General features: G+C 69.7%; 22 protein-coding genes. 14 read left to right on the forward strand and 8 right to left on the reverse strand.

All coding sequences use genetic code 11. The features are described from left to right. Window positions 1-11: 11 nt before the first annotated feature. Window positions 12-1,103, reverse strand: coding sequence for an aa3-type cytochrome oxidase subunit II (gene ctaC, locus ACWEO7_RS24090; RefSeq protein WP_452426284.1), 1,092 nt, complete (start codon window positions 1,101-1,103; stop codon window positions 12-14). Window positions 1,104-1,467: 364 nt separating this feature from the next. Between ctaC and asnB the strand changes: the two genes are divergently transcribed. Next, on the forward strand, window positions 1,468-3,411 hold the full coding sequence (gene asnB, locus ACWEO7_RS24095; protein WP_452426367.1) for an asparagine synthase (glutamine-hydrolyzing): 1,944 nt from the start codon (window positions 1,468-1,470) through the stop codon (window positions 3,409-3,411). 58 nt (window positions 3,412-3,469) lie between these two features. Here asnB and ACWEO7_RS24100 read toward each other — a convergent pair whose 3' ends face one another. Both ACWEO7_RS24100 and ACWEO7_RS24105 read right to left on the reverse strand, forming a co-directional pair. After that, on the reverse strand, window positions 3,470-4,438 hold the full coding sequence (locus tag ACWEO7_RS24100) for a carbohydrate kinase family protein (protein ID WP_452426286.1): 969 nt from the start codon (window positions 4,436-4,438) through the stop codon (window positions 3,470-3,472). Between the two features lie 252 nt (window positions 4,439-4,690). Beyond that, window positions 4,691-5,041, reverse strand: a complete 351-nt coding sequence (locus ACWEO7_RS24105) for a HesB/IscA family protein (protein ID WP_355072914.1) — start codon at window positions 5,039-5,041, stop codon at window positions 4,691-4,693. A 256-nt stretch (window positions 5,042-5,297) separates the two neighbouring features. Between ACWEO7_RS24105 and ACWEO7_RS24110 the strand changes: the two genes are divergently transcribed. Continuing rightward, entirely contained in the window at window positions 5,298-5,912 is a 615-nt protein-coding gene (locus tag ACWEO7_RS24110; protein WP_452426369.1) for a DUF3043 domain-containing protein, read from the forward strand. 161 nt (window positions 5,913-6,073) lie between these two features. Here ACWEO7_RS24110 and ACWEO7_RS24115 read toward each other — a convergent pair whose 3' ends face one another. Beyond that, window positions 6,074-6,235, reverse strand: coding sequence for a hypothetical protein (locus ACWEO7_RS24115; protein WP_452426288.1), 162 nt, complete (start codon window positions 6,233-6,235; stop codon window positions 6,074-6,076). An 85-nt stretch (window positions 6,236-6,320) separates the two neighbouring features. Between ACWEO7_RS24115 and ACWEO7_RS24120 the strand changes: the two genes are divergently transcribed. The 5 genes from ACWEO7_RS24120 to ACWEO7_RS24140 all read left to right on the forward strand — a co-directional run bounded on the left by ACWEO7_RS24120 (window position 6,321) and on the right by ACWEO7_RS24140 (window position 10,972). Then, complete coding sequence (locus ACWEO7_RS24120; RefSeq protein WP_452426290.1) at window positions 6,321-7,289, forward strand: helix-turn-helix domain-containing protein; 969 nt, start codon at window positions 6,321-6,323, stop codon at window positions 7,287-7,289. Window positions 7,290-7,446: 157 nt separating this feature from the next. Then, a complete protein-coding gene (gene cobU, locus ACWEO7_RS24125) occupies window positions 7,447-8,007 on the forward strand; it encodes a bifunctional adenosylcobinamide kinase/adenosylcobinamide-phosphate guanylyltransferase (RefSeq protein ID WP_452426292.1) in 561 nt (186 codons plus the stop codon). A gap of 154 nt (window positions 8,008-8,161) precedes the next feature. Next, window positions 8,162-9,241: a nicotinate-nucleotide--dimethylbenzimidazole phosphoribosyltransferase gene (gene cobT / locus ACWEO7_RS24130; RefSeq protein ID WP_452426294.1), complete on the forward strand. Its 1,080-nt coding sequence runs from the start codon at window positions 8,162-8,164 to the stop codon at window positions 9,239-9,241. 163 nt (window positions 9,242-9,404) lie between these two features. Then, complete coding sequence (locus tag ACWEO7_RS24135) at window positions 9,405-10,160, forward strand: adenosylcobinamide-GDP ribazoletransferase (RefSeq protein WP_452426295.1); 756 nt, start codon at window positions 9,405-9,407, stop codon at window positions 10,158-10,160. A gap of 98 nt (window positions 10,161-10,258) precedes the next feature. Further along, entirely contained in the window at window positions 10,259-10,972 is a 714-nt protein-coding gene (locus ACWEO7_RS24140; protein ID WP_450024738.1) for an MBL fold metallo-hydrolase, read from the forward strand. 1 nt (window position 10,973) lies between these two features. Here ACWEO7_RS24140 and ACWEO7_RS24145 read toward each other — a convergent pair whose 3' ends face one another. From ACWEO7_RS24145 to ACWEO7_RS24155, 3 genes are all read right to left on the reverse strand, one after another. Then, a complete protein-coding gene (locus tag ACWEO7_RS24145) occupies window positions 10,974-12,071 on the reverse strand; it encodes a branched-chain amino acid aminotransferase (RefSeq protein WP_452426297.1) in 1,098 nt (365 codons plus the stop codon). A gap of 106 nt (window positions 12,072-12,177) precedes the next feature. Continuing rightward, entirely contained in the window at window positions 12,178-13,278 is a 1,101-nt protein-coding gene (gene gcvT / locus ACWEO7_RS24150; protein WP_452426298.1) for a glycine cleavage system aminomethyltransferase GcvT, read from the reverse strand. After that, window positions 13,275-13,928, reverse strand: a complete 654-nt coding sequence (locus ACWEO7_RS24155) for a GNAT family N-acetyltransferase (protein WP_452426300.1) — start codon at window positions 13,926-13,928, stop codon at window positions 13,275-13,277. Before ACWEO7_RS24155 ends, gcvT begins: the two co-directional genes overlap by 4 nt. A 109-nt stretch (window positions 13,929-14,037) precedes the next feature. Here ACWEO7_RS24155 and ACWEO7_RS24160 point away from each other — a divergent pair, with 109 nt between their 5' ends. Continuing rightward, a complete protein-coding gene (locus tag ACWEO7_RS24160) occupies window positions 14,038-14,841 on the forward strand; it encodes a TetR/AcrR family transcriptional regulator (protein WP_452426302.1) in 804 nt (267 codons plus the stop codon). A 9-nt stretch (window positions 14,842-14,850) separates the two neighbouring features. Further along, window positions 14,851-16,362: a leucyl aminopeptidase gene (locus ACWEO7_RS24165; protein ID WP_450024748.1), complete on the forward strand. Its 1,512-nt coding sequence runs from the start codon at window positions 14,851-14,853 to the stop codon at window positions 16,360-16,362. 192 nt (window positions 16,363-16,554) lie between these two features. On the opposite strand, the gene ACWEO7_RS24170 is transcribed toward ACWEO7_RS24165, so the two are convergent. Further along, window positions 16,555-16,917: an oxidoreductase gene (locus ACWEO7_RS24170; protein WP_452426303.1), complete on the reverse strand. Its 363-nt coding sequence runs from the start codon at window positions 16,915-16,917 to the stop codon at window positions 16,555-16,557. 261 nt (window positions 16,918-17,178) lie between these two features. On the opposite strand from ACWEO7_RS24170, the gene sucB reads away from it, so the two are divergent. The 5 genes from sucB to lipA all read left to right on the forward strand — a co-directional run bounded on the left by sucB (window position 17,179) and on the right by lipA (window position 22,478). Then, on the forward strand, window positions 17,179-18,960 hold the full coding sequence (sucB, locus tag ACWEO7_RS24175) for a 2-oxoglutarate dehydrogenase, E2 component, dihydrolipoamide succinyltransferase (RefSeq protein ID WP_452426305.1): 1,782 nt from the start codon (window positions 17,179-17,181) through the stop codon (window positions 18,958-18,960). 19 nt (window positions 18,961-18,979) lie between these two features. Further along, entirely contained in the window at window positions 18,980-19,888 is a 909-nt protein-coding gene (locus ACWEO7_RS24180) for a TIGR01777 family oxidoreductase (protein WP_452426307.1), read from the forward strand. Next, window positions 19,885-20,421, forward strand: coding sequence for an N-acetyltransferase family protein (locus tag ACWEO7_RS24185; protein WP_452426308.1), 537 nt, complete (start codon window positions 19,885-19,887; stop codon window positions 20,419-20,421). The genes ACWEO7_RS24180 and ACWEO7_RS24185 overlap by 4 nt, the downstream gene beginning before the upstream one ends. A 259-nt stretch (window positions 20,422-20,680) precedes the next feature. Next, entirely contained in the window at window positions 20,681-21,427 is a 747-nt protein-coding gene (gene lipB / locus ACWEO7_RS24190) for a lipoyl(octanoyl) transferase LipB (RefSeq protein ID WP_452426310.1), read from the forward strand. Window positions 21,428-21,437: 10 nt separating this feature from the next. Continuing rightward, the gene (gene lipA / locus ACWEO7_RS24195) at window positions 21,438-22,478 is read left to right on the forward strand and encodes a lipoyl synthase (RefSeq protein WP_452426312.1); all 1,041 of its coding nucleotides are present in this window, start codon (window positions 21,438-21,440) and stop codon (window positions 22,476-22,478) included. Window positions 22,479-22,540 lie beyond the last annotated feature (62 nt).

A 22,540-nucleotide genomic window follows, 5' to 3' on the forward strand; every position in this document is an offset into this window, starting at 1 on the left:
CAGATCAATCCTCACTTGCTCTCGGCCGAGGCCGCGCTCTTGGTGTCGCGCCTGGTGTTGAACGGCGCGGTGGACGTGGCGACCGGGGACTCCCCGATGGACTCGAGCGCCTCGGCGTTGGTCTTGCCCGCCTGGCGCGCGTCCAGGTACTTGGTGAACTTCTCCGGAGTGACCGCGCGGACCTCGAAGTTCATCATCGAGTGGAAGGTGCCGCACATCTCGGCGCAGCGGCCGACGAACGCGCCTTCCTTCTCGATCTTGGAGATCTGGAAGACGTTGTCGGAGTGGTTTTCCTTCGGGTTGGGCATCACGTCGCGCTTGAACAGGAACTCCGGCACCCAGAAGGCGTGGATCACGTCGGCGGCGGCGAGCTGGAACTCGATGACCTTGCCGGTCGGCAGCACCAGGACCGGGATCTCGTTGCTCGAGCCGATCGTCTCGACCTTGTCGTAGTGCAGGTAGGAGAGGATGTCGTTCTCCGGCTTGCCGTGCACCGGGCCCGGCTGCGGGTGGCCGTCCTTGGTCCGTTCCTTGTACCCCTCAAGCTGCTCCTGGTTCAGCGCCTCACGGGAAGCGTCGATGCCGTCGAACCGGTAGCCGTCCTTGAAGTCGACGTTGCGGTAGCCGAACTTCCAGTTCCACTGGAAGGCGGTCACGTCGACCGTGACGTCGGGGTTGTCCACCTTCTCGTGCACGTAGTTCTGCACGACCACGGTGAAGTAGAACAGCACGGCGATGATGACGAACGGAATCGCCGTGTAGGTCAGCTCCAGCGGCACGTTGTAGCCGGTCTGGCGCGGGAACTCCGGAGAGTCGGCCTTCTTGCGGTGGAACGCGATGGTCCAGAAGGTCAGACCCCAGACCAGCACGCCCATCGCCAGCGCGGCGATGACCGACCAGGTCCACAACTCCCGCATCCGGGTGGCCTGCGGCGTGACGCCGGACGGCCAGCCGAACCGCAGCCAAACAGTGTCGATCGAGCAGCCCGAGACGAGCAGCGCGGTGATCCCCAAGGACACCGCCAGCCCGGCCCGCCGAAGGATACGGCCCTGCCGACCCCGGGCGGGTCGTGCCCCGATCTCTTCGCTCGCCTTGTGCGCCACGCTCACGCCTTCCTGGTCGCCACACATTCCGACAGTGCATCGTCCGGGCTGCGATCGGCCCCGACGATACGTCCTAAGCTCGTATCAGGGCACTCCCCGGGCCGGCGCATTCGCGCACGGGTCGCCTGAGAGAGACCTGAGTACTACGCAGCGTAGACCAAACGCACCCCCCCTTTGTCGTCGGGTCGGCTTCGACACCTCACCGGGCCCGCCGGGATCATCGTCACCAGCGATTCCGTCCTGACGTGACGCGCGCGAGGCGCGGACGCCCTAGGTGCGGCATACTCGGACACTAGATTTCGTCCCCTTGCGCCCCATCCGGTGCGCGCGTATCCCGACTGTGAGAAATGAGGTTGCCGACGCCGTGTGTGGACTGCTCGGATTCCTGGCATCTGACGAGGCGGCACCTGGCACGGTGGAGCAGGTCTACGAGGCCTTGCACTGCGTGCGCCACCGCGGCCCGGACGAGCGCGGCACCTGGCACGACGACCATGTGATCTTCGGCTTCAACCGCCTGTCGATCATCGACATCGAGCACTCGCACCAGCCGCTGCGCTGGGGCCCGCCCGAGCGGCCCGACCGCTACGCGCTCACCTTCAACGGCGAGATCTACAACTACCTGGAGCTGCGCGCGGAACTCGCCGAGGCGCACGCCGCCGAGTTCCCGGACGGCAAGATCTTCCAGACCGAGGGCGACAGCGAGGCCATCGTCGCGGCGTTCCACTACTGGGGTCCGGAGGCGGTGCGGCGGCTGCGCGGCATGTTCGCCTTCGCGATCTGGGACACCGAGACCCAGGAGCTGTTCCTGGCCCGCGACCCGTTCGGTATCAAACCGCTGTTCCTGGCCACCGGGCCGGGCGGAACCGCGTTCGGCAGCGAGAAGAAGAGTCTGCTCGAACTGCTGCCCGCGCTGCGGCTGAGCGACGCGCTGGACCCGCGCGCGCTCGAGCACTACACGGTGCTGCAGTACGTGCCCGAGCCGGAGACGCTGCACAAGGACGTCCGCAGGCTGGAATCGGGCAGCTACGCCACCGTGCGGCCCGGCGCGGCGCCGGTCGTCACCCGGTACTTCACCCCGAAGTTCCCGGTGCGCCCGTTCACCCCCGGCTCGGCGGCGTCCCGCTACCGGGAGATCGCCGCGGCGCTCGAGGACTCCGTCGCCAAGCACATGCGCGCCGACGTGACGGTCGGCTCGTTCCTGTCCGGCGGCATCGACTCCACCGCGGTCGCGGCGCTGGCCATGCGGCACAACCCGAAGCTGATCACGTTCACGACCGGGTTCGAGCGCGAGGGCTACTCGGAGGTGGACGTGGCCGCCGAGAGCGCCGAGGCGATCGGCGCGCGGCACGTGGTGAAGGTGGTCTCCCCCGCCGAGTTCGCCGCGGCGATCCCGGAGATCGTCTGGTACCTCGACGACCCGGTGGCCGACCCGGCGCTGGTCCCGCTGTACTTCGTCGCCAAGGAGGCCCGCAAGCACGTCAAGGTGGTGCTCTCGGGTGAGGGTGCCGACGAGCTGTTCGGCGGGTACACCATCTACCGCGAGCCGCTGTCGCTGAAGCCGTTCGAGAAGCTGCCCCGCGGCCTGCGCAGGCTGGCGGGCAAGCTGTCGGACCGGATTCCGGACGGCACGAGGGGCAAGAGCCTGTTGCACCGCGGCTCGCTCACGCTGGAGGAGCGCTACTACGGCAACGCGCGCAGCTTCAGCGACGCCCAGCTGCGCGCCGTGCTGCGCGAGTTCCGGCCGGAATGGACCCATCAGGACGTCACCGCGCCGCTCTACGCGCAGTCGCGCGGCTGGGATCCGGTGGCCCGGATGCAGCACCTGGACCTGTTCACCTGGTTGCGCGGCGACATCCTGGTCAAGGCCGACAAGATGACCATGGCCAACTCGCTGGAACTGCGCGTGCCGTTCCTGGACTCCGAGGTGCTGAAGGCGGCCGAGGGACTGCCGTTCGACCAGAAGATCACCAAGGAGACCACGAAGTACGCGCTGCGTCAGGCGCTGGAGGGCATCGTGCCGCCACACGTGCTGCACCGCGCCAAACTCGGCTTCCCGGTCCCGCTGCGGCACTGGCTGCGCGGCACGGAACTCTACGACTGGGCGCAGCAGCAGATCGCGGAGTCGCAGACCGACCACCTGCTGAACAAGGCCGCGATCAGCGAGATGCTGGTCGCGCACCGGGCCGGGACCGCCGATCACAGCCGCAGGCTGTGGACACTGCTGGTGTTCATGGTGTGGCACGGCATCTTCGTCGAGGACCGGATCAAGCCGGAGATCCAGGAGCCGGTCTACCCGGTCTCGCTCTGACTCCGAAACGCGGGAAAGGCGCGCACCCGGCCGGCTGCGCGCCTTTCGTTCGCACGGTCTACAGCAGCGTCTTGATGTCCGCCGCGGCTTCGGGACCGTAGGCCTGGCTGAGGCGCTCGAGCGCGGACTCCTTGGTCAGCGTCCATTCCTGGGTGCCCATGGTCTCCAGCACGAGCACGGCGATCAGCGAGCCCAGCTGCGCGGAACGCTCCAGGCTCAGCCCGGCGGTGTGCGCGGTGAGGAAGCCGGCGCGGAAGGCGTCACCGACGCCGGTCGGCTCGACCTTCTCGATCTCGGGCACGACGCCGACGGTCACGTCGGTGCCGTCTCGGTCGACGATCCGCACGCCGTCGGCGCCCAGAGTGGTGACGCGGACGCCGACCTTCTGGGCGACCTCTTCCTCGGTCAGGCCGGTCTTCTGCAGCAGGAGCCCCCACTCGTACTTGTTCGTGAAGAGATACGCGGCGCCGTCGATCAGCTGCACGGACTGGTCGCCGTCCAAACGGGCCAACTGCTGCGAGGGGTCGGCGGCGAACGGGATCCCCAATTCGCGGCACTCGGCGGTGTGCCGCAGCATCGCCTCCGGGTCGTTGGCGCCGATCAGGACGAGGTCGAGTTCCCGCGTCTCGGCGAGTTCGGCGATGGAGATGTCGCGGGCCTCGCTCATCGCGCCGGGGTAGAACGACGCGAGCTGGGCCATGTCGTTGTCGGTGGTGCAGACGAAACGCGCGGTGTGCGCGCGGTCGGACACCAGCACGGTGGAGCAGTCGACCCCGTGCTTCTCCAACCAAGCGCGGTACTCGCCGAAGTCGGCGCCGACGGCTCCGATCAGCAGGGGCGTCCGATTGAGCAGGCCCATGGCATAGGCGATGTTGCCACCGACGCCTCCGCGACGGATCTGCAGATCGTCGACGAGGAAGCTCAGCGACACGTGGTCGAGCTGATCGGCCAGCAGTACGTCGGCGAACCGCCCGGGAAAACGCATGAGGTGGTCGGTCGCAATGGACGCGGAAACGGCGATGGACACGTGGCTGAGCCCCTTCAACGGTAGGCGGCAGGCGGTGCAGACCGGGACGCGAGTCCCGATCTCACCGTAGCTGATGCCGCCTCTCCGGGTCTTCAGGCCGTACTAGTTGAGCGGCACCGGATTTGCGTTCAGGTCTTGCGCAAGTGCCGCTCGGGTCCTGGGCGTTCCCGACGAGTTACCCATGTCCTTACGAGATCAGTTGTTCCGATCGAACGCGGCCGATTTCCGCGACCGCGCCGGGACGCTACTACCTCAGTTGAAGGAGTCGCCGCAGGCGCAGGAGCCGGTGGCGTTCGGGTTGTCGATGGTAAAGCCCTGCTTCTCGATGGTGTCGACGAAGTCGATCGAGGCGCCCTGCACGTACGGCGCGCTCATCCGGTCGACGGCCAGCGTGACGCCACCGAAGTCGACGGTCAGGTCGCCGTCGAGCGAGCGGTCGTCGAAGAACAGCTGGTAACGCAGGCCGGCGCAACCACCCGGCTGCACCGCGATCCGCAGCGCCAAGTCGTCGCGGCCCTCCTGGTCGAGCAGGGCCTTCGCCTTCGTGGCGGCGGCGTCGGTCAGAGTCACACCGTGGGTGGCGGTCTCGTTCTGCACAGTCATGAACTCTCCTCGAGGAACCTGTGGTCGAACCCGTGGAACAGCGCACGGGTCGTGTCGGTAAACACCACTCGGCGGGCTGCTATTCCTCCATCTTGCCACCAGCCGGTCCGCGGTGACACGCAACCTCCGTGAGCCCGCACACTCCGGGCGAATCGGACCGCATTTCTCGCCGCGCCACCCATCGAATAGCCTGGTCGGTGTGAAATTGTTCCGTCGCGGCGAGTCCAGCACCACCGACGCGACCGCCGCATCGACGGTGGTCACCAACGGTGACCCGGCCGCAAGCACCACCCGCGCGGCGGCCACGGCCACCGCGGGCAAGGGCCGTCCCACCCCGAAACGCCGTGACGCGCAAGGCAAGCGCCGCGGCCCGATAGCACCCGCTCCGCTCACCGCGAAGGAGGCCCGCGCCCGGCGCAAGGCCGCGCGGGGCACCAGAGAGGAGCGCAAGGCGGCGTCCGCGAAGCGGCGCGAGGCCGCCGCGGATCGACGGGAGCGCATGCTCGCGGGGGAGGACAAATACCTGCCGCCCCGCGACCAGGGCCCGGTCCGGGCCTTCGTCCGCGACATCGTCGACGCCCGGCGCAACCTGGTCGGCCTGTTCATGCCGATGGCGCTGGTGCTGATCTTCTCGATGTTCCTCGCGCCCGCCCTGCAGACCGTCGTCACCCTGGCCATGCTGGTGATGATGCTGTTCATGGGCATCGAGGGCGTCCTGCTCGGCCGCGTGGTGAACAACCGGGTCAGGGAGCGTTTCCCGGAGACCACCGACGGCGGTTACCGCCTCGGCTGGTACGCCTTCGTCCGCGCCTCGCAGATCCGCAAGATGCGCGCCCCGAAGCCGCGAGTAACCCCCGGCGAAGCTGTGTAGTTTTTCCGGGCCCCTGCGGCGCTGGGTGTTCGCGGCCCCCTGGTGAGCTCGAGAGCCCAGGTGTGCGGTCTTCGCCCTCGGCCCGACGAGCCATGCCGGATGCTCGGAGATCGAGGTGGTGTCCGGACGCGGCGTGCGCTGGGCCGAACTTCCCCGGTTGGTCAGCGGTGATGGGTGTTGCGGCCGAGCATCGCCGTCAGCTCGGAGTGCAGCCGCTGCGCGTCGCGGTCGTCCACATCTGAGAAGCCCGCGCGGCCGGCGCCGCGGGCGATGAGTGTGGCGAAAGCCACGATGACCGCCAGGGTGATGAGAAATGTAACCATGGCAGTAATTTTTCGGTCAGTGATTTACCGCCGAAAGTGGCGGCACTGACATTGTTCGCAAAAATACGGCCACTAGACTGGTCGTATGCTGTCGAAGGTCGCCGTGGTGCTGTCCGAAGGCATGGCCATGTTCGAATTCGGGGTCATCTGTGAGGTTTTCGGCCTCGACCGCACGGCCGACGGACTGCCCGCCTTCGATTTCCGGGTGTGCGGGGCGGAGCCGGGTGTCCCGCTGCACTTGACCAGCCCCGGCATCACCGTCACACCGGAGTACGGGCTGGAGGAACTGGCGGCGGCCGATCTGGTGGCCATCCCCGCCGCCGCGGCCGACCGTGGATTCGATCCGCGGGTCGTCGCGGCCATCCGTGACGCGGCGGCCGCCGGGGCGACCGTGCTCACCGTGTGTTCCGGAGCGTTCCTGGCCGGGGCGGCCGGGTTGCTCGACGGCCGCAAATGCACCACGCACTGGCGCTACGTGGAGAAACTCGCGGCCGAGTACCCCGGGGCAACTGTCGATCCGGACGTGCTGTTCGTCGACGAGGGTGACCTGATCACCAGCGCTGGCACCGCCGCGGGCATCGATGCCTGCCTGCACCTGGTGCGGCGCGAACTCGGCAGCGGCGTGGCCAACGCGATCGCGCGGCGGATGGTGGTCCCCCCGCAGCGCGACGGCGGGCAGCGCCAGTTCATCGAACGCCCCGTCGCGGCCTGCACCTCCGACAGCCTGATCCCCACCTTGGAGTGGATGAACGAGCACCTCGACCTGCCGCACACGGTGGAAGACCTGGCCGCCCGCGCCAACATGTCCACCCGCACCTTCGCGCGCCGATTCGCCGCCGAGACCGGAACCACCCCCGTGAAATGGCTCACCAACCAGCGCGTCCTGCTGGCCAAGCAACTGCTCGAGGAAACCGACCTCGGACTGGAGCACATCGCCGATCGCTCCGGCTTCGGCTCCGGCGCCCTCCTGCGCCACCACTTCCAGCGCCTCGTCGGCATCGCCCCCACCGAGTACCGCCGCCGCTTCGGACGCAGCTCGGACACACCCGCCTGATCGCGGAACGCCGCCACCATCTGTTCGGCCTACCGCCGCGCCCGCTCGGCACGTCTCGCCGCAGGCCGCATTCCGAAGTTCGCCCGGAGCGCGGCACGCATCGGGCGTGCATCGGGAGTCACGCGGCAATCCGCCGTTCGATTGATACCGTGCACTCGTGTCGGAAAGTCCCTCGCCCGCGGCGCCGCGCAGCATCCTCGTTCTGGGTGGCGCGCGGTCCGGGAAGTCGGCGTTCGCGGAGGACCTCGCGCTCCGGGCCGGCGGCCCGGTGCGCTATCTCGCCACCGCGGTGCCCGATCCCGCCGACCACGATTTCGCCGAGCGCATCGCCAAACATCGCGGCCGACGCCCGGCGGGCTGGTCGACCATCGAAAGCGCCGACCCGACAGCGATTCTCACCGCGTTCATGCCCACGCCGCCCGACGTGACCCTGATCGACGACATCGGCACCTGGCTGACCGCCCGCATCGACGCGCGCGAGGCTTGGGAGGCTCCGCGCGGCACGGTCTCCCCCGACACCGACGCACTGGTCGCGGCCGTCGCCGCCTACACCGGTGATCTCGTGATCGTCAGCCCGGAGGTAGGCATGGGCGTCGTCCCGGCCACGCGTTCGGGCCGCCTCTTCCGCGACGAGATCGGCACCCTCAACCAGCGCTTGGCCCAGGTCTGCGACGAGGCATTCCTAGTCGTGGCGGGCCTCCCCCTCCGTCTCAAGTAGCCCGCGCGACTACGAGCGACGAGCGGCGGTGAACCGCGCGGATCGGTCGCACCGCCCACCGCCGGCGATCAGGTCACGGACCCACGGCACGAAGGGGCAATGGCAAGATTGGGCGGCGTAGTCGGCTGACCCGCCATGACCGAAAGGCTCGATAGTGACGCACGGATTCGGACCGGTAGCGCCTCCGGACACACAGTTTCGTGCGGCGGCCGAGCAACGGCAGGCGCAACTGACCAAACCCGCTGGTGCACTGGGCCGATTGGAGGAACTCGGCAACTGGGTGGCGGCCTGCCAGGGCACGTGCCCGCCGAAGCAGTTCGAGCGCGCCAGGGTCGTGGTCTTCGCCGGGGATCACGGCGTCGCGCGGCACGGGGTGTCGGCGTATCCGAGTGAGGTCACCGCGCAGATGGTCGCGAACTTCCTGGGTGGCGGCGCCGCGGTGAACGCGCTGGCGGCGGTGGCGGGCGCGACGGTACGGGTGGCGGACATCTCCGTCGACGCCGACACCGATCCGCAGGTGTCCGAGCACAAGGTGCGCCGCTCCAGCGGGGCGATCGATCGCGAGGACGCGCTCACCGCCGAGGAGGTGCGAGCGGCGATCGAAGCAGGCCGTGCCATCGCCGACGAGGAGATCGACGCGGGCGCCGACCTGCTGATCGCTGGTGACATGGGCATCGGCAACACCACTCCGGCCACCGTGCTCGTCGCGAGCCTGACCGATACCGAGCCGGTCGCGGCGGTCGGGCGCGGCACCGGCGTCGACGACGCCGGATGGATCCGCAAGGTCGCCGCGATCCGCGACGCGATGCGCCGTGCCCGCCCGGTGGTGAAGGACCCGGTCGAACTCCTCCGCGTGGCCGCTGGCGCCGACTTCGCCGCGATTGCGGCGTTCCTCGCACAGGCCGCCACCCGTCGGACCCCCGTCGTCCTGGACGGCGTCGTCGTCACGGCCGCGGCGATGGTCGCCGAGGACCTCGCCGCGGGCGCGAGCGCCTGGTGGCTGGCCGGTCACCGCTCCACCGAACCGGCACACGACCTCGCGCTGCGGCACCTGCGCCTGGACCCTCTGCTCGACCTGGCCATGCGCCTCGGCGAAGGCTCCGGCGCCTTGACCGCGCTTCCGATCCTCCGCTCGGCGGTGGCCGCTCTCGCGGAGATGTCCACCTTCGCCGAAGCGGGCGTCAGCACCTCCGACGCCGAACCGGCGAGCGCCCCGCCGAACCTGCGCAAGTGAAGTCCGCCCTGCCGCGCGGCCGCCACCTGCCTACCACTCGGCGCGGCTGCCGTGACCTCGTTCCCGGACCGTTCGGGGCTTCGAGCGGCGATCCGCAGGCGTCGGCAGTCCGCCCGCGGCACCCGGTCCCCAGGGAAGCGCCGCCCGTCCGCGGAGGACCGGCGTGAACGGGGTTCGGCTGGCGATTTCCTGGCTCACGGTGCTCCCGGTGCGCGAGCCGGATGCCGTGGACCGCGCGGCGGCGGGGCGGGCGATCCTGCTGGCGCCGCTGGTCGGCGCCCTGCTCGGGGCCGGGGCGGCGGGCCTGCTCTGGGCGCTGACCGTGGCCGGGGCGAGCGCCGCGCTGGCCGGGCTGCTGGTGGTCGGCGCGCTGGCGTTGATCACCAGGGGTATGCATCTCGACGGCCTGGCCGACACCTTGGACGGGCTCGGCAGCTATGGGCCGCCGGAGCGGGCCAGGCAGATCATGAAGAGCGGCGGGGCCGGACCATTCGGTGTCGCCGGGCTGACGTTCGTCATCGGCATACAGGCGTTCTCGTTCGCGTCCCTGGCCGATTCGGGCCGGTGGTTCGCCGCCGCTCTCGCCGTGGTGACCGGCCGCGTCGCGATACCCCTCGCCTGCCGGGGCGTCCCGGCCGCGCCGGGCACCGGGTTCGGTGTTCTGGTGGCCGGCACGCAATCGGCCGCCGCCGCGGTCGCGTGGCCGGTGACCGCGGCGGCTCTCGCCGTGTTCGCCGTCCCGGGCCGCCCGTGGCTCGGCCCACTGGCCGTGACGCTCGGACTGGCCGCGTCGACGGTTCTGGTCCGGCACTGCGCGCGCCGTTTCGGCGGGCTCTCCGGTGACGTCCTCGGCGCCGCGGTCGAGACCACGGTGGCCCTCACCGCGGCCGTGCTGTCCCTCACGATCCAGCCCGGCTGACCGTCCCCTGCGAGCCTTTGGGGGCGAGAGTCTGGGTCACTGGAATTTTTCCGGCGGTGGCGCGCGGATCGTCTGGGTCGGGCAATAAGGTGGGCGGTATGTCTTCTGAGCGCCTGTACTTTCGCCAGCTGTTGTCGGGACGCGACTACGCCGTGGGCGATCCGATCGCGACGCAGATGCGCAACTTCGCGTATCTGATCGGCGATCGGGAAACGGGCGACTGCGTGGTGATCGATCCGGCCTACGCCGCGGGTGATCTGGTGGACATCGCCGAGGGCGACGGCCTGCGGCTGAGCGGGGTGCTCGCCACCCACCACCACCCCGATCACGTGGGCGGCACGATGCTCGGCTTCACCCTGCGCGGGGTGCGCGAGCTGCTCGAAAAGACAAGCGTCCCAGTGCATGTCAACGCCAAAGAGCTGCCGTGGGTGGCCAACGTCACCGGGATCGCCGAGAGCGAACTCACCGGCCACGAGCACGGCGACAAGGTCACCGTCGGAGCCTTCGACATCGAGTTACTACACACGCCCGGCCACACGCCCGGCAGTCAGTGCTTCCTGTTCGACAACCGCCTCATCGCGGGCGACACCCTGTTCGTCGACGGCTGTGGCCGCACCGATTTCCCCGGCGGCGATTCGGACGAAATGTTCCGCAGCCTGCGCTACCTGGCCGGACTCGCCGGCGACCCGGTCGTCTATCCGGGCCACTGGTACTCGCAGGAACCCAGCGCCGCGCTGTCCACTGTCCGGGACAAAAACTACGTCATGCGCCCGCAGACGCTGGAGCAGTGGCACATGCTGATGCCGGGCTGAGTCACATCCGCCGCATCCACCCGTGCTTGTCGGCGAAGGTGCCGCGCTGGATGCCGGTGAGGGTGTCGCGCAGGGCCATGGTGACCGCGCCGGGCTCGCCACCGCCGATGGTGAATTCGCCCGCACCGGAGCGAACCCAGCCGACCGGCGTGATCACCGCGGCGGTGCCGCACGCGAAAACTTCGGTGATTTCACCGGATTCGGCGCCCTTGCGCCATTCCTCGACGGAGATCTTGCGCTCCTCGACCGGGAAGCCGGAGTCGGCGGCGAGGGTGAGCAGCGAGTCGCGGGTGATGCCAGGCAACAGCGAGCCGGACAGTTCCGGGGTCACCAGCCGCGCGTCGGAGCCGGAACCGAAGACGAAGAACAGGTTGTTGGTACCCATCTCCTCGACGTAGCGGCGCTCACACGCGTCCAGCCACACCACCTGGTCGCAGCCCTTGGCCGACGCCTCGGCCTGGGCCAGCAGCGAAGCCGCGTAGTTGCCCGCCACCTTCGCCTCGCCGGTGCCGCCCGGCGCGGCGCGCACGTATTCGGTGGACAGCCAGACCCGCACCGGCTTGACGCCACGCGGGAAGTACGCTCCCGCCGGGGAACCGAGCAGCAGGTACTTGTACGCCGCGGCGGGCTTCACGCCGAGTCCGGCCTCGGTCGCGAACATGAACGGCCGCAGGTACAGCGATTCCTCGCCGCCCGCCGCGGGCACCCAGTCGCGGTCCACCTCGAGCAATTGGCGCACCGACTCGATGAACAGCTCGTCGGGCAGCTCGGCCATCGCCATCCGGCGAGACGACCGGCGGAAACGCGCGGCGTTGGCGTCGATGCGGAAGCAGGAGACGCTGCCGTCACCGTGCCGGTAGGCCTTGAGTCCCTCGAAGATGGCCTGGCCGTAATGGAACACCATGGTCGCGGGGTCCAGCGCCAGCGGCCCGTACGGCTCCACCCGCGCGTTCGTCCACGTGCCGCCGACGTAATCGATCGAGACCATGTGATCGGTGAAGTACCGCCCGAACCCCGGCTCCGCCAGTACCTCTTGTCGCCGCTGCGCCGGAAGCGGCGCGGGGTGCGGAATACGGGTGAACTGTGCGGCAGCGGTCATGGCGACGATCCTATCCGGCCCGATTCCGGCCATTTCGCCATGGTCCACACCCCTCCGCGCAGTGCCGCCCGCAGCCGATCGCCCGTGCGTCCGGAAGAAGGACGGGTCACTTGGTGCTGGTCCGCACGAACGGCGGCCGCACGATTTCACAGCGCACGCGGCGGCCGCGCACGTCGACCTCGACCTCGGCGCCGGGTTGCATGTCCGCCGCGGTGTCGAGCAATGCCAGCGCGATGCCGACCTTGAGGGTGGGCGAGAAGGTGCCGGAAGTGGTTTCGCCGACGGGCTCGCCATCACGCAGCACGGTCTGTCCTTGCCGGAGCACACCCCGGTCGAGTGCCTTCAGCCCCAGCAGGATTCGGCGCGGACCGGCCGACTTCTCCTGCTCCAGAGCGGCCTTCCCCCAGAACTCCGGCTTCTGCCAGCCGACCGCCCACCCGCAGCGCGCCTGCACCGGGGAGATGTCCAGGGAGAGTTCGTGCCCGTGCAGCGGATACCCCATCTCCGTACGCAGGGTGTCGCGGGCCCCGAGCCCGGCCACCTGGCCCTCGGCGGCGCGCACCCGCTCGACCAAGGCGCGGAACAGCGATTCGGCGTCGGCCCAGCGCGGCAGCAATTCGTAGCCGTGCTCGCCGGTGTATCCGGTGCGGCAGACCCGGACGGGACGGCCGTCCCACTCGGCGTCGGCGTAGGCCATGTACTCGAGGTCGGTGGGCAGCCCGAGCGCGCTCAGCACCTCGCCGGAGCGCGGGCCCTGCACCGCGAACACGGCGTAGTCGCGATGCTCGTCGGTCACCGTGACGCCCTCGGGCGCGACCTTGCTCAGTTCCGCGACGACCGCCGCGGTGTTGGCGGCGTTCGGCACCAGGAAGATCTCCTCGTCGCCGACGTAGTAGGCGATCAGGTCGTCGATCACTCCGCCGTCCGGGGCACAGCACAGTGTGTACTGCGCCTTGCCCGCCCGGATCCGGCCGAGATCGTTGGTCAGGGCCGAGTTCACGAACGCCGCCGCGCCCTGGCCGCGCACCGTCGCCTTGCCGAGATGGCTGACGTCGAACAGCCCCACCGTCGTGCGAACCGCTTGGTGCTCGGTCACCGTGCCCGCATAGGACACCGGCATCTCCCAGCCGCCGAACGGCGCGAAGGTCGCCCCCAGCTCGACGTGCACGGCGTGGATGGGTCCTTGCAGCAGGTTCGTCTCGGTCACCAGCCGAGCTTATCCGGGACCAGGGCGTCCAACGCTCGCACGCGCTGACGCCGGAACCACATCGGGATGAGCGTCGGGCCGTTCTGCGGCAAAGTGTGCGTCGTTCCGGTCGGCGCGAATCCGCAGCGGCTGTAGAGCCGAGCGGATCGTTCGGTGCTGGCTTCCAGGAACGCCGGGACGTCCGCTTCGGACGCCGCCTTCAAGCGATCGGCGAGAATCGCCGCTCCGGCTCCCTTTCCGCGATGCTCCGGCACCGTGACGATCATCTGCAGGTACCGATGTGGGAACTCCCGGGGGTGTTCGCGGGCGAGCAGGTCGGTGACGATCACCAGCCGCTGCGCCACGCGCAGATCGGGAGCCTGCTCGAGCATGGTCCGCGCCTCGGCGGCTTCGTCGGCGAACCGTTCGACCGAGGTGACGTGCTGCCAGATCGACATCGACCAGATCTCCTCGCCCGCGCCCGCGACCCAGATCTCGTCGTCGCGCAACGCTCGATCGACCAGACCGGGCACGAACGAGGTACGGAAACCCGTATCGGGCTGTCCTTCGAGCACCCACGCGGTCACCACCTCGTCCGCGCTGGCGATGCCGAACGCCTCGATCAGCGCGTCACGGTCCTGGACGCGCGCCTGGCGAGCGGTGATCTCCATCCGCCTCCCCTTTCCCTGCGAACACCGTGTTCACGCATGAATCTAGGCAGGTCGAAGCCGTATCACTACTATTTCGTCACACCTGTTCGTGTGTCGAAACGGAAACCGGATGACCTGCGCGATCTGCCACGACGAACTCGCCCAGCCGAGCCGGGGCCGACGGCGCAAGTACTGCTCGCGCTCCTGCCAGGCCCGCGCCTATCGCGCCCGCCGCGCGGCGATTCCGGTGCGCCGCCCCACCCGTCCGGCGCGGCTCACCACCGTCGGCATCGCACGCGCGGCGGTGGAGCTGGCCGACCGCGACGGACTCGACGGACTCACCATGCGCCGCTTGGCCGGCGCGCTCGGCGTGGCGACCGCCACCCTCTACCGCCACTTCCCCGACCGCGAGGCGCTCCTGGCGAGCATGGCGGAGCTGGCGCTCGACGAGATCCCGCCACCCGGGACGGAGTGCACCGGCTGGCGTCCCCGGCTACGGCACGAGGCGCACGAGGAGTGGCGTCTCTACCGCAGGCATCCGTGGATGCTGCCGCTGCTGGCGCGCGTCCGTCCGCCGCTGGGCCCGGCGCTGCTGGACGTCCTGGAGCGCAACTTCGCCGCCCTCGACCATCCCGGCCTGACCCGGCAGACCGGATTCGCGACCTACCTCGCCCTGTCGGGCCTGGTCCAAGGGCTCGCGCTGTTGTGGAGTTCCGAGCGCGCCGACCGCCTCGGCGATCCGCGCGACGCCGCCGACCCGGCCGCGCCGCGCGAACTCGCCGAACTGCTCGACCCGGCGCTGCGCCCCGTCCTGCACCGTTACTTCACCGACCTCGACTCCACCTTCGAGATGGACTTCGACGACCTGCTCGCGACCGCGGTGGAACTCCTGCTCGACGGCGTCGCGGTGCGCCATCCGGAACGAAGCGAATAGCCTGTGCCAATGACCGCTGTTGCAGATCGCTCGCTCGGACCGGAACTGGCACGCACCGAGACCATCGGCGCGGACACCGATGTGCTCGTCATCGGGTTGACCTCCTCGGAGGACGGTCCCGCCATCGTGCCCGAGGACCTGTTCGGCGACGTGCTCACCGCCGACGTGCGCGCGGAACTGCTCGATCAGCTCGGCGCGGTGGGCGCCAAGGGCAAAGCCGAGGAGCTGACCCGCATCCCGGCGCCGGTCGGGCTGGACGGCGTGAGCAGCGTCCTGGCCGTCGGCCTTGGCTCCGCCGAGAAGCTCGACGCCGAGCAGATCCGCCGTTCGGCCGGTGTGGCCGCCCGCTCGCTGTCCGGCACCGAACTGGCGGTGACCACGCTGTCCGGACTGGATATCGCCGCCGCCGCCGAGGGCTTCTACCTGGGCGCCTACTCGTTCACGCCGTTCCGCTCGGACAAGTCGGCGCCCAAGCCGGACGAGCGGCCCGTGGCCCGCGTCGAGCTGCTCGTGCCCGAGCCGGGATTCGGCGAAGAAGCCTTGTTCCGCGCGCAGGTCACCGCCGAGGCCGTCGCCACCGCACGGGATTTCGTGAACACCCCGCCCAGCCACCTGTTCCCGGCCGAGTTCGCCTCCCGCGCTCAGGAACTCGCCGAGGCCGCGGGCCTCACCGTGGAGGTGCTCGACGAGAAAGCGCTGGAAGCGGGCGGTTACGGCGGCGTGCTCGGCGTGGGCAAGGGTTCCTCGCGCCCGCCGCGCCTGATCCGGATCACCTACGCGGGCGGCCCGAAGAAGGTGGCGCTGGTCGGTAAGGGCATCACCTTCGACACCGGCGGAATCTCCATCAAGCCCGCGCAGAACATGGAGAACATGACCTCCGACATGGCGGGCGCCGCCGCCGTGATCGCCACGACGCTGCTGGCCGCGCGGCTGAGCCTGCCGATCACCGTCACCGCGACGGTGCCGATGGCGGAGAACATGCCGTCGGCCACCGCGCAGCGCCCCGGCGACGTGCTCACCCAATACGGCGGTACCACCGTCGAGGTGCTCAACACCGACGCCGAGGGCCGGTTGATCCTCGCCGACGCGATCGTGCGCGCGAGCGAGGACGACCCGGAATACCTGATCGACGTGGCCACCCTGACCGGGGCGCAGATGGTCGCGCTCGGCACCCGCACGCCCGGCGTGATGGGCACCGACGAGTTCCGGGACCGGGTGGCCCGCATCTCCCGCGAGGTCGGGGAGAACGGCTGGGCCATGCCGCTTCCCGCCGAACTGCGCGGCGACCTGAACTCCAAGATCGCCGACCTGGCCAATGTCGCGCCGCACCGCTGGGGCGGCATGCTCTCGGCCGGGCTGTTCCTCAAGGAGTTCGTCCCGGAGAACGTGCAGTGGGCCCACCTCGACGTGGCAGGCCCGGCCTACAACACCGGCGGCCCGTTCGGCTACATCGGCAAGGGCGGCACCGGCGTGCCGGTCCGCACGCTGATCGCCGTGCTCCAGGACATCGCCGGGGAGTGAGCGCGACGCGCGTCGTCCGGGGCGGCTCCCGGACGGCGCGCGCAGGGCACCCGGTTCGCCGCGTCACGTGTTCCATGCCTCCCCGACCGACATTCCGGCGGGTCCGGCTCGCGTCACTGACGACAAGCGAGACGGCTCCGCGGCACCCCCACGGGTCCGGCAGGAATCGGGCGCAACGGACAATTCAGCGACTCAGAGGTCGTACAGGTCCCGCTCCATCTCGCGCTGCCGCTCCATCCTCTTACGCGCGTCGTAGTCACGCATGCGTTGCGGATATCCGGTCTTGCGGACGTCGTAGACGGGGATGTGCAAATCCTTGGCAAGCCGTTGCGCCCCGCGCTCGCCGACGATCCGGCGCGTCCATTCACCATCCGCGGCAATAAGGACAACTGTGACATCTGTCACCGTGGTCTTCGGTTCGATGTAGCCTTCGACGCCCACATGCGTGCGCACCCAGTCGGCCAGATGCCGAGCGTCCGGCCCGGACACCGAACCCCCACGTGAAGTGCCGCCACCCCGGGCGGCGCCGCCGCGGAAACGATCCAGCAAACCCAACGACGCCGACCTCCTTTTCCTGCACCGGAGAATGTTCACCGCCGGTCTTCCCATACTGCCAGCTCCGCGCAGTACGCCGCCCTGTGCTACATGGCTTGCGCGCGAGTGCAAGGATGGACCGCGGTACAAGAACCACACGGATCTCCGGTGCCACGCACAATGATCGGTGGCTTCCGGACTCCCGTCGCGACCCGCGGCGGGCGTCCGCAGCGAGATCAACTGTTGTAGAACCCCGTCGAGCAGTCAGAGGAGTCAACGGACATGGCCTTCTCCGTCCAGATGCCCGCTCTTGGTGAGAGCGTCACCGAGGGAACGGTGACCAGGTGGCTGAAGCAGGAAGGAGACACGGTCGAGGTCGACGAGCCGCTGCTCGAAGTCTCCACCGACAAGGTCGACACCGAAATCCCGTCCCCCGCGGCGGGTGTGCTGTCGAAGATCGTCGCGAACGAAGACGACGTGGTCGAGGTCGGCGGCGAGCTCGGCGTGATCAGCGAGCCCGGTGAGGCGGCTTCTTCCGCGCCCGCGCCCGCTCCCGAAGCCGCGGCGCCCGCGCAGGAGACCCCCGTCCCTTCGGAGGAAGCGCCCGCCGCCGAGCCCCAGCCCGCCGAGCAACCCGCGCCCGCCGCCCAGGCCGCGCCCGCGTCGTCCGGTGACGGCACGCCGGTGAAGATGCCGGAACTCGGCGAGTCGGTCACCGAGGGCACCGTCACCCGCTGGCTGAAGTCGGTCGGTGACGAAGTCGCCGTCGACGAGCCGCTGCTCGAGGTCTCCACCGACAAGGTCGACACCGAGATCCCCTCGCCCGTCGCGGGCACCCTGCTGGAGATCTCCGCCCAGGAAGACGACATCGTGCCCGTCGGTGGGCAGCTCGGCGTCATCGGCAGCGGAGCACCGGCGGCCGCCGCCCCGGCTCCCGCGCCCGCCCCGGCACCTGCTCCGAAGCCCGAACCGGCCCCGAAGCCCGAACCGGCTCCGGTCGCCGCCGCTCCGGCTCCCGCGCCCACCCCGGCTCCCACTCCGGCTCCGGCTCCGGCTCCCAAGCCCGAACCGGCTCCCGCGCCCGCCGCCGCGGCGGCCGCCGAATCCTCCAACGGCGCAACTCCGTACGTCACTCCGCTGGTCCGCAAGCTGGCCGACGAGCACAACGTCGACCTCGCCGCGATCACCGGTTCCGGTGTCGGGGGCCGCATTCGCAAGCAGGATGTGCTCGCCGCCGCCGAGGCCAAGAAGGCCCCGGCTCCGGCCGCCGCTCCGGCCGCGTCAGCTCCGGCCGCGCAGGCGCCCGCCGCGCCCGCCGCCGCCCGTTCCCAGCTGGCCCACCTGGTCGGCACGGTGCAGAAGGCCAACCGCATCCGCCAGATCACCGCGACCAAGACCCGCGAGTCGCTGCAGACCACCGCGCAGTTGACCCAGGTGCACGAGGCCGACGTCACCAAGATCGCGGCGCTGCGCAATCAGGCCAAGGCGGCGTTCAAGGAGCGCGAAGGCGTCAACCTGACGTTCCTGCCCTTCTTCGCCAAGGCCGTGGTCGAGGCGCTCGGCGTGCACCCGAACGTCAACGCCAGCTACGACGAGTCCACCAAGGAGATCACCTACCACGCCTCGGTGCACCTCGGCATCGCCGTCGACACCGAGCAGGGCCTGCTGTCCCCGGTGATCCACAACGCCAGCGACCTGTCGCTGGCCGGGCTGGCGCGCGCCATCGCCGACATCGCCAACCGGGCCCGCAACGGCGGACTCAAGCCCGACGAGCTGGCCGGCGGCACCTTCACGATCACCAACATCGGTAGCCAGGGCGCGCTGTTCGACACCCCGATCCTGGTTCCGCCGCAGGCGGCCATGCTGGGCACGGGCGCGATCGTCAAGCGTCCGGTCGTCGTGACCGACGAGACCGGCAACGAGTCCATCGGCGTCCGCTCGATGTGCTACCTGCCGCTCACCTACGACCACCGCCTGATCGACGGCGCCGACGCCGGGCGCTTCCTGACCACGATCCGTCACCGGCTCGAGGAAGCGGCGTTCGAGGCCGATCTCGGCCTGTGAGGAAGGTCCCGCGGCACGTATGAAGGTCGTGATCGCCGGCTCGTCCGGGTTGATCGGGACGGCGCTCGTCGCGGCTCTGCGCCGCGACGGGCACGAAGTCGCCAGGCTGGTGCGCAGGAAAACCGCGGGTCCGGACGAATTCGCCTGGAACCCGGCCCGCGCCCAGCTGGACGAGCGGGCGCTTCGCGGCGCCGACGCCGTGGTCAACCTGTGCGGCGCGGGCGTCGGACGGCGCCGTTGGAACGGCAGCTTCAAACAAGAGCTGCGAGACAGCCGGATCACGCCCACCGACGTGCTGGCCGGGGCGGTGGCCGACGCGGGTGTCCCCGTGCTGCTCAACGCCAGCGGCATGCACTACTACGGCGGCGCGACCGGCGATCGGGTGGTGGACGAGTCATCGCCCGCCGGTTCCGGATTCCTGGCCGCGCTGTGCCGTGACTGGGAGAAGGCGACCGAACCCGCCACGGCGGCGGGGGCGCGCACCGTGCTGTTGCGCAGCGCCGTGGTGCTGTCCCGGGCCGGTGGCCTGCTCGGCATGCTGCACCCGCTGTACGCGGTCGGCTTGGGCGGGCGGCTCGGCAACGGTCGCCAGTACACGCCGTGGATCTCGATGGCCGACGAGATCGGCGCGATCGTCTTCGCGCTCACCCATGACGCGGTGTCCGGTCCGATCAACGTGGTCGGTCCCGCACCGGTCACCAACGCCGAGTTCAGCCGGGCGCTCGGCCGGGCGCTGCATCGCCCGACTCCGCTCGTCATCCCGGCATTCGCGCTGCACGCGCTCGTCGGCGAGATGGCGCAGGAGGCGATCCTGCACGGCCCGAGGGCCATTCCCACCGCGCTCGAGGAAGCGGGCTACCAGTTCCACCATCCCACCATCGGCGCCGCGCTCGCGGCCGCGGTGGGACGACCCGGAGATGTTCGATGACCGACCGACTCGACACCAGGCCCGCCACCGTCATCCGCGACGCCACCACCGACGATCTTCCGGCGATCCTCGACATCCACAACGCGAATATCGCCACGTCCACCGCGATCTGGGACACCGAGCGCGTCGGCTTGGACGAACGCCTCGGCTGGTTCCGGGCCCGCACCGGCGCGGGCCTGCCCGTGCTGGTCGCCGAGATCGGCGGGGAGCTGGCCGGTTACGCGAGCTACGGGCCTTGGCGCGCCAAATCGGGATACCGCTACACCGTCGAGAACTCCGTGTACGTCGACGAACGCTTCCAGCGTCGCGGCATCGCCACCGCCCTGCTCACCGACCTGATCGACCGTGCGCGCCGCGCGGCCGCCGTGCACGCCATGATCGCCGCCATCGAATCCTCCAACACCGGTTCGATCGTGCTGCACCAACGCTTCGGCTTCCGCACCGTCGGTGTGCTACCCGAGGTGGGCCACAAATTCGGCCGCTGGATGGATCTGACCCTCATGCAGCTGACCTTGCCGGTCAAGGTCGACTGATTCCTGGCTCCCTCGAGGGACCGCGATATGCGGCACAGGCTTTCGCTGAGCCCGCCATATGGACGGCAGGGCTACCGGCCGGGGGTGTGACCGGGCCGTGCGGCTCCCGAGCGAATCCAGATCGTCCCCGCCGCTCCGCGATGCCGTAGCCGAACATCGCAACCTTCCAGCTCTCCCCCTGGCAACCTCGCTCCGGCTGTGGGGGTTCCCACATCGTGGTGCTGGAATCGGTCGGCCCCGTGGGCGTACCGTCGTCGCTGTGATCAACCCGCGCACCACCCGGTCCGCCCGATTCGATACGACCCCGATCGTGGTCGAGGATCTCGGACTCATCGACTACCACGCCGCCTGGGACCTGCAACGCGGCATCGCCGAGCAGCGCGCCGACGGCAACGGATCCGATCATCTGCTGCTGCTCGAACACCCGTCGGTGTACACCGCGGGCCGCCGCACCGAGGCCGACGACCTGCCCATCGACGGCAGTCCGGTGGTGCAGGTCGACCGCGGCGGCAAGATCACCTGGCACGGTCCCGGCCAACTGGTCGGCTACCCCATCGTGCGGCTCGCCGAGCCGGTCGACGTCGTCGACTACGTGCGCCGCCTCGAGGAGGCGTTGATCACCGTGTGCACCGGCCTCGGCCTGATCTGTGGCCGCGTCGAGGGCCGCTCGGGCGTCTGGCTGCCCGCCACCGAGTTGTACGCCGAACGCAAGATCGCCGCGATCGGGGTGCGCGTGCAGCGTGGCGTGGCCCTGCACGGCGTCTCGTTCAACTGCAACGCCGCCATGGACGGCTTCCAGGCCATCGTGCCCTGCGGCATCCGCGACGCTGGCGTCACCACGTTGACCCGCGAACTCGGTCGAGAAGTGACCGTCGCCGAGATCAAGCCGCTGGTGGCCGACGCCATCGTCCGCGCGCTCGACGGCGACCTGCCGGTCGGCGAGCACGATATCTCCCGCGTCACTCCTGGTGACACCACCCCGCGTACCACGAACGCGACGGCGTAAGGTCGATCAAGTGACCTCAGTCGATACCCCGACACCACACAGCGCGTCCGCACCCAACGGCCGCAAGCTCTTGCGCATCGAAGCCCGCAACGCGGAAACCCCCATCGAGCGCAAACCCAAGTGGATTCGCACCCGCGCCACCATGGGGCCCGAGTACTCCGAACTCAAGGGTTTGGTGAAGCGCGAAGGCCTGCACACTGTTTGCGAGGAAGCGGGCTGCCCCAACATCTTCGAATGCTGGGAAGACCGCGAGGCCACCTTCCTGATCGGCGGCGAACAGTGCACGCGCCGCTGTGATTTCTGCCAGATCGACACCGGCAAGCCCGCCGCCCTGGATCGCGACGAGCCCCGCCGCGTCGCCGAGAGCGTCCAGGCCATGGGCCTGCGCTACTCGACCATCACCGGCGTCGCCCGCGACGACCTGGAAGACGGCGGCGCCTGGCTCTACGCCGAAACCGTCCGCGCCATCAAGCGTCTGAACCCGCACACGGGCGTGGAACTGCTGATCCCCGACTTCAACGCGAACCCCGACCAGCTCGCCGAGGTCTTCTCCGCGCGCCCGGAAGTGCTGGCGCACAACCTCGAAACGGTCCCGCGCATCTTCAAGCGCATCCGCCCGGCCTTCCGCTACGAGCGCTCCCTCGCGGTCCTGACCGCCGCCCGTGAAGCCGGTCTGGTCACCAAGTCGAACCTCATCCTCGGCATGGGCGAAACCCCCGAGGAAGTCACCCAGGCCATGCGCGACCTGCACGAGGCAGGCTGCGACATCCTCACCATCACCCAGTACCTGCGCCCCTCCCCTCGCCACCACCCCGTCGACCGCTGGGTGAAGCCGGAGGAGTTCGTCGAGCACTCCAAGACAGCCGAGGGGCTCGGCTTCGCAGGCGTCATGGCAGGCCCCCTGGTCCGTTCCTCCTACCGGGCCGGGCGGCTCTACGCCCAGGCGATGGCCCACCATGGCCGCGAAATCGCCCCGGAAATGGCGCACCTCGCCGAAGAAGGCACCGCCTCCCAGGAAGCCAGCTCGGTACTGGCCCGCTTCGGCAACTGACCGGTTCTGGCAATTTCTGTCTCACACACGTCGAGCCGCGTGCGCGGGTTGAAGCACGTTTT

The sequence above is a fragment of the Nocardia sp. NPDC004260 genome, assembly GCF_053603155.1.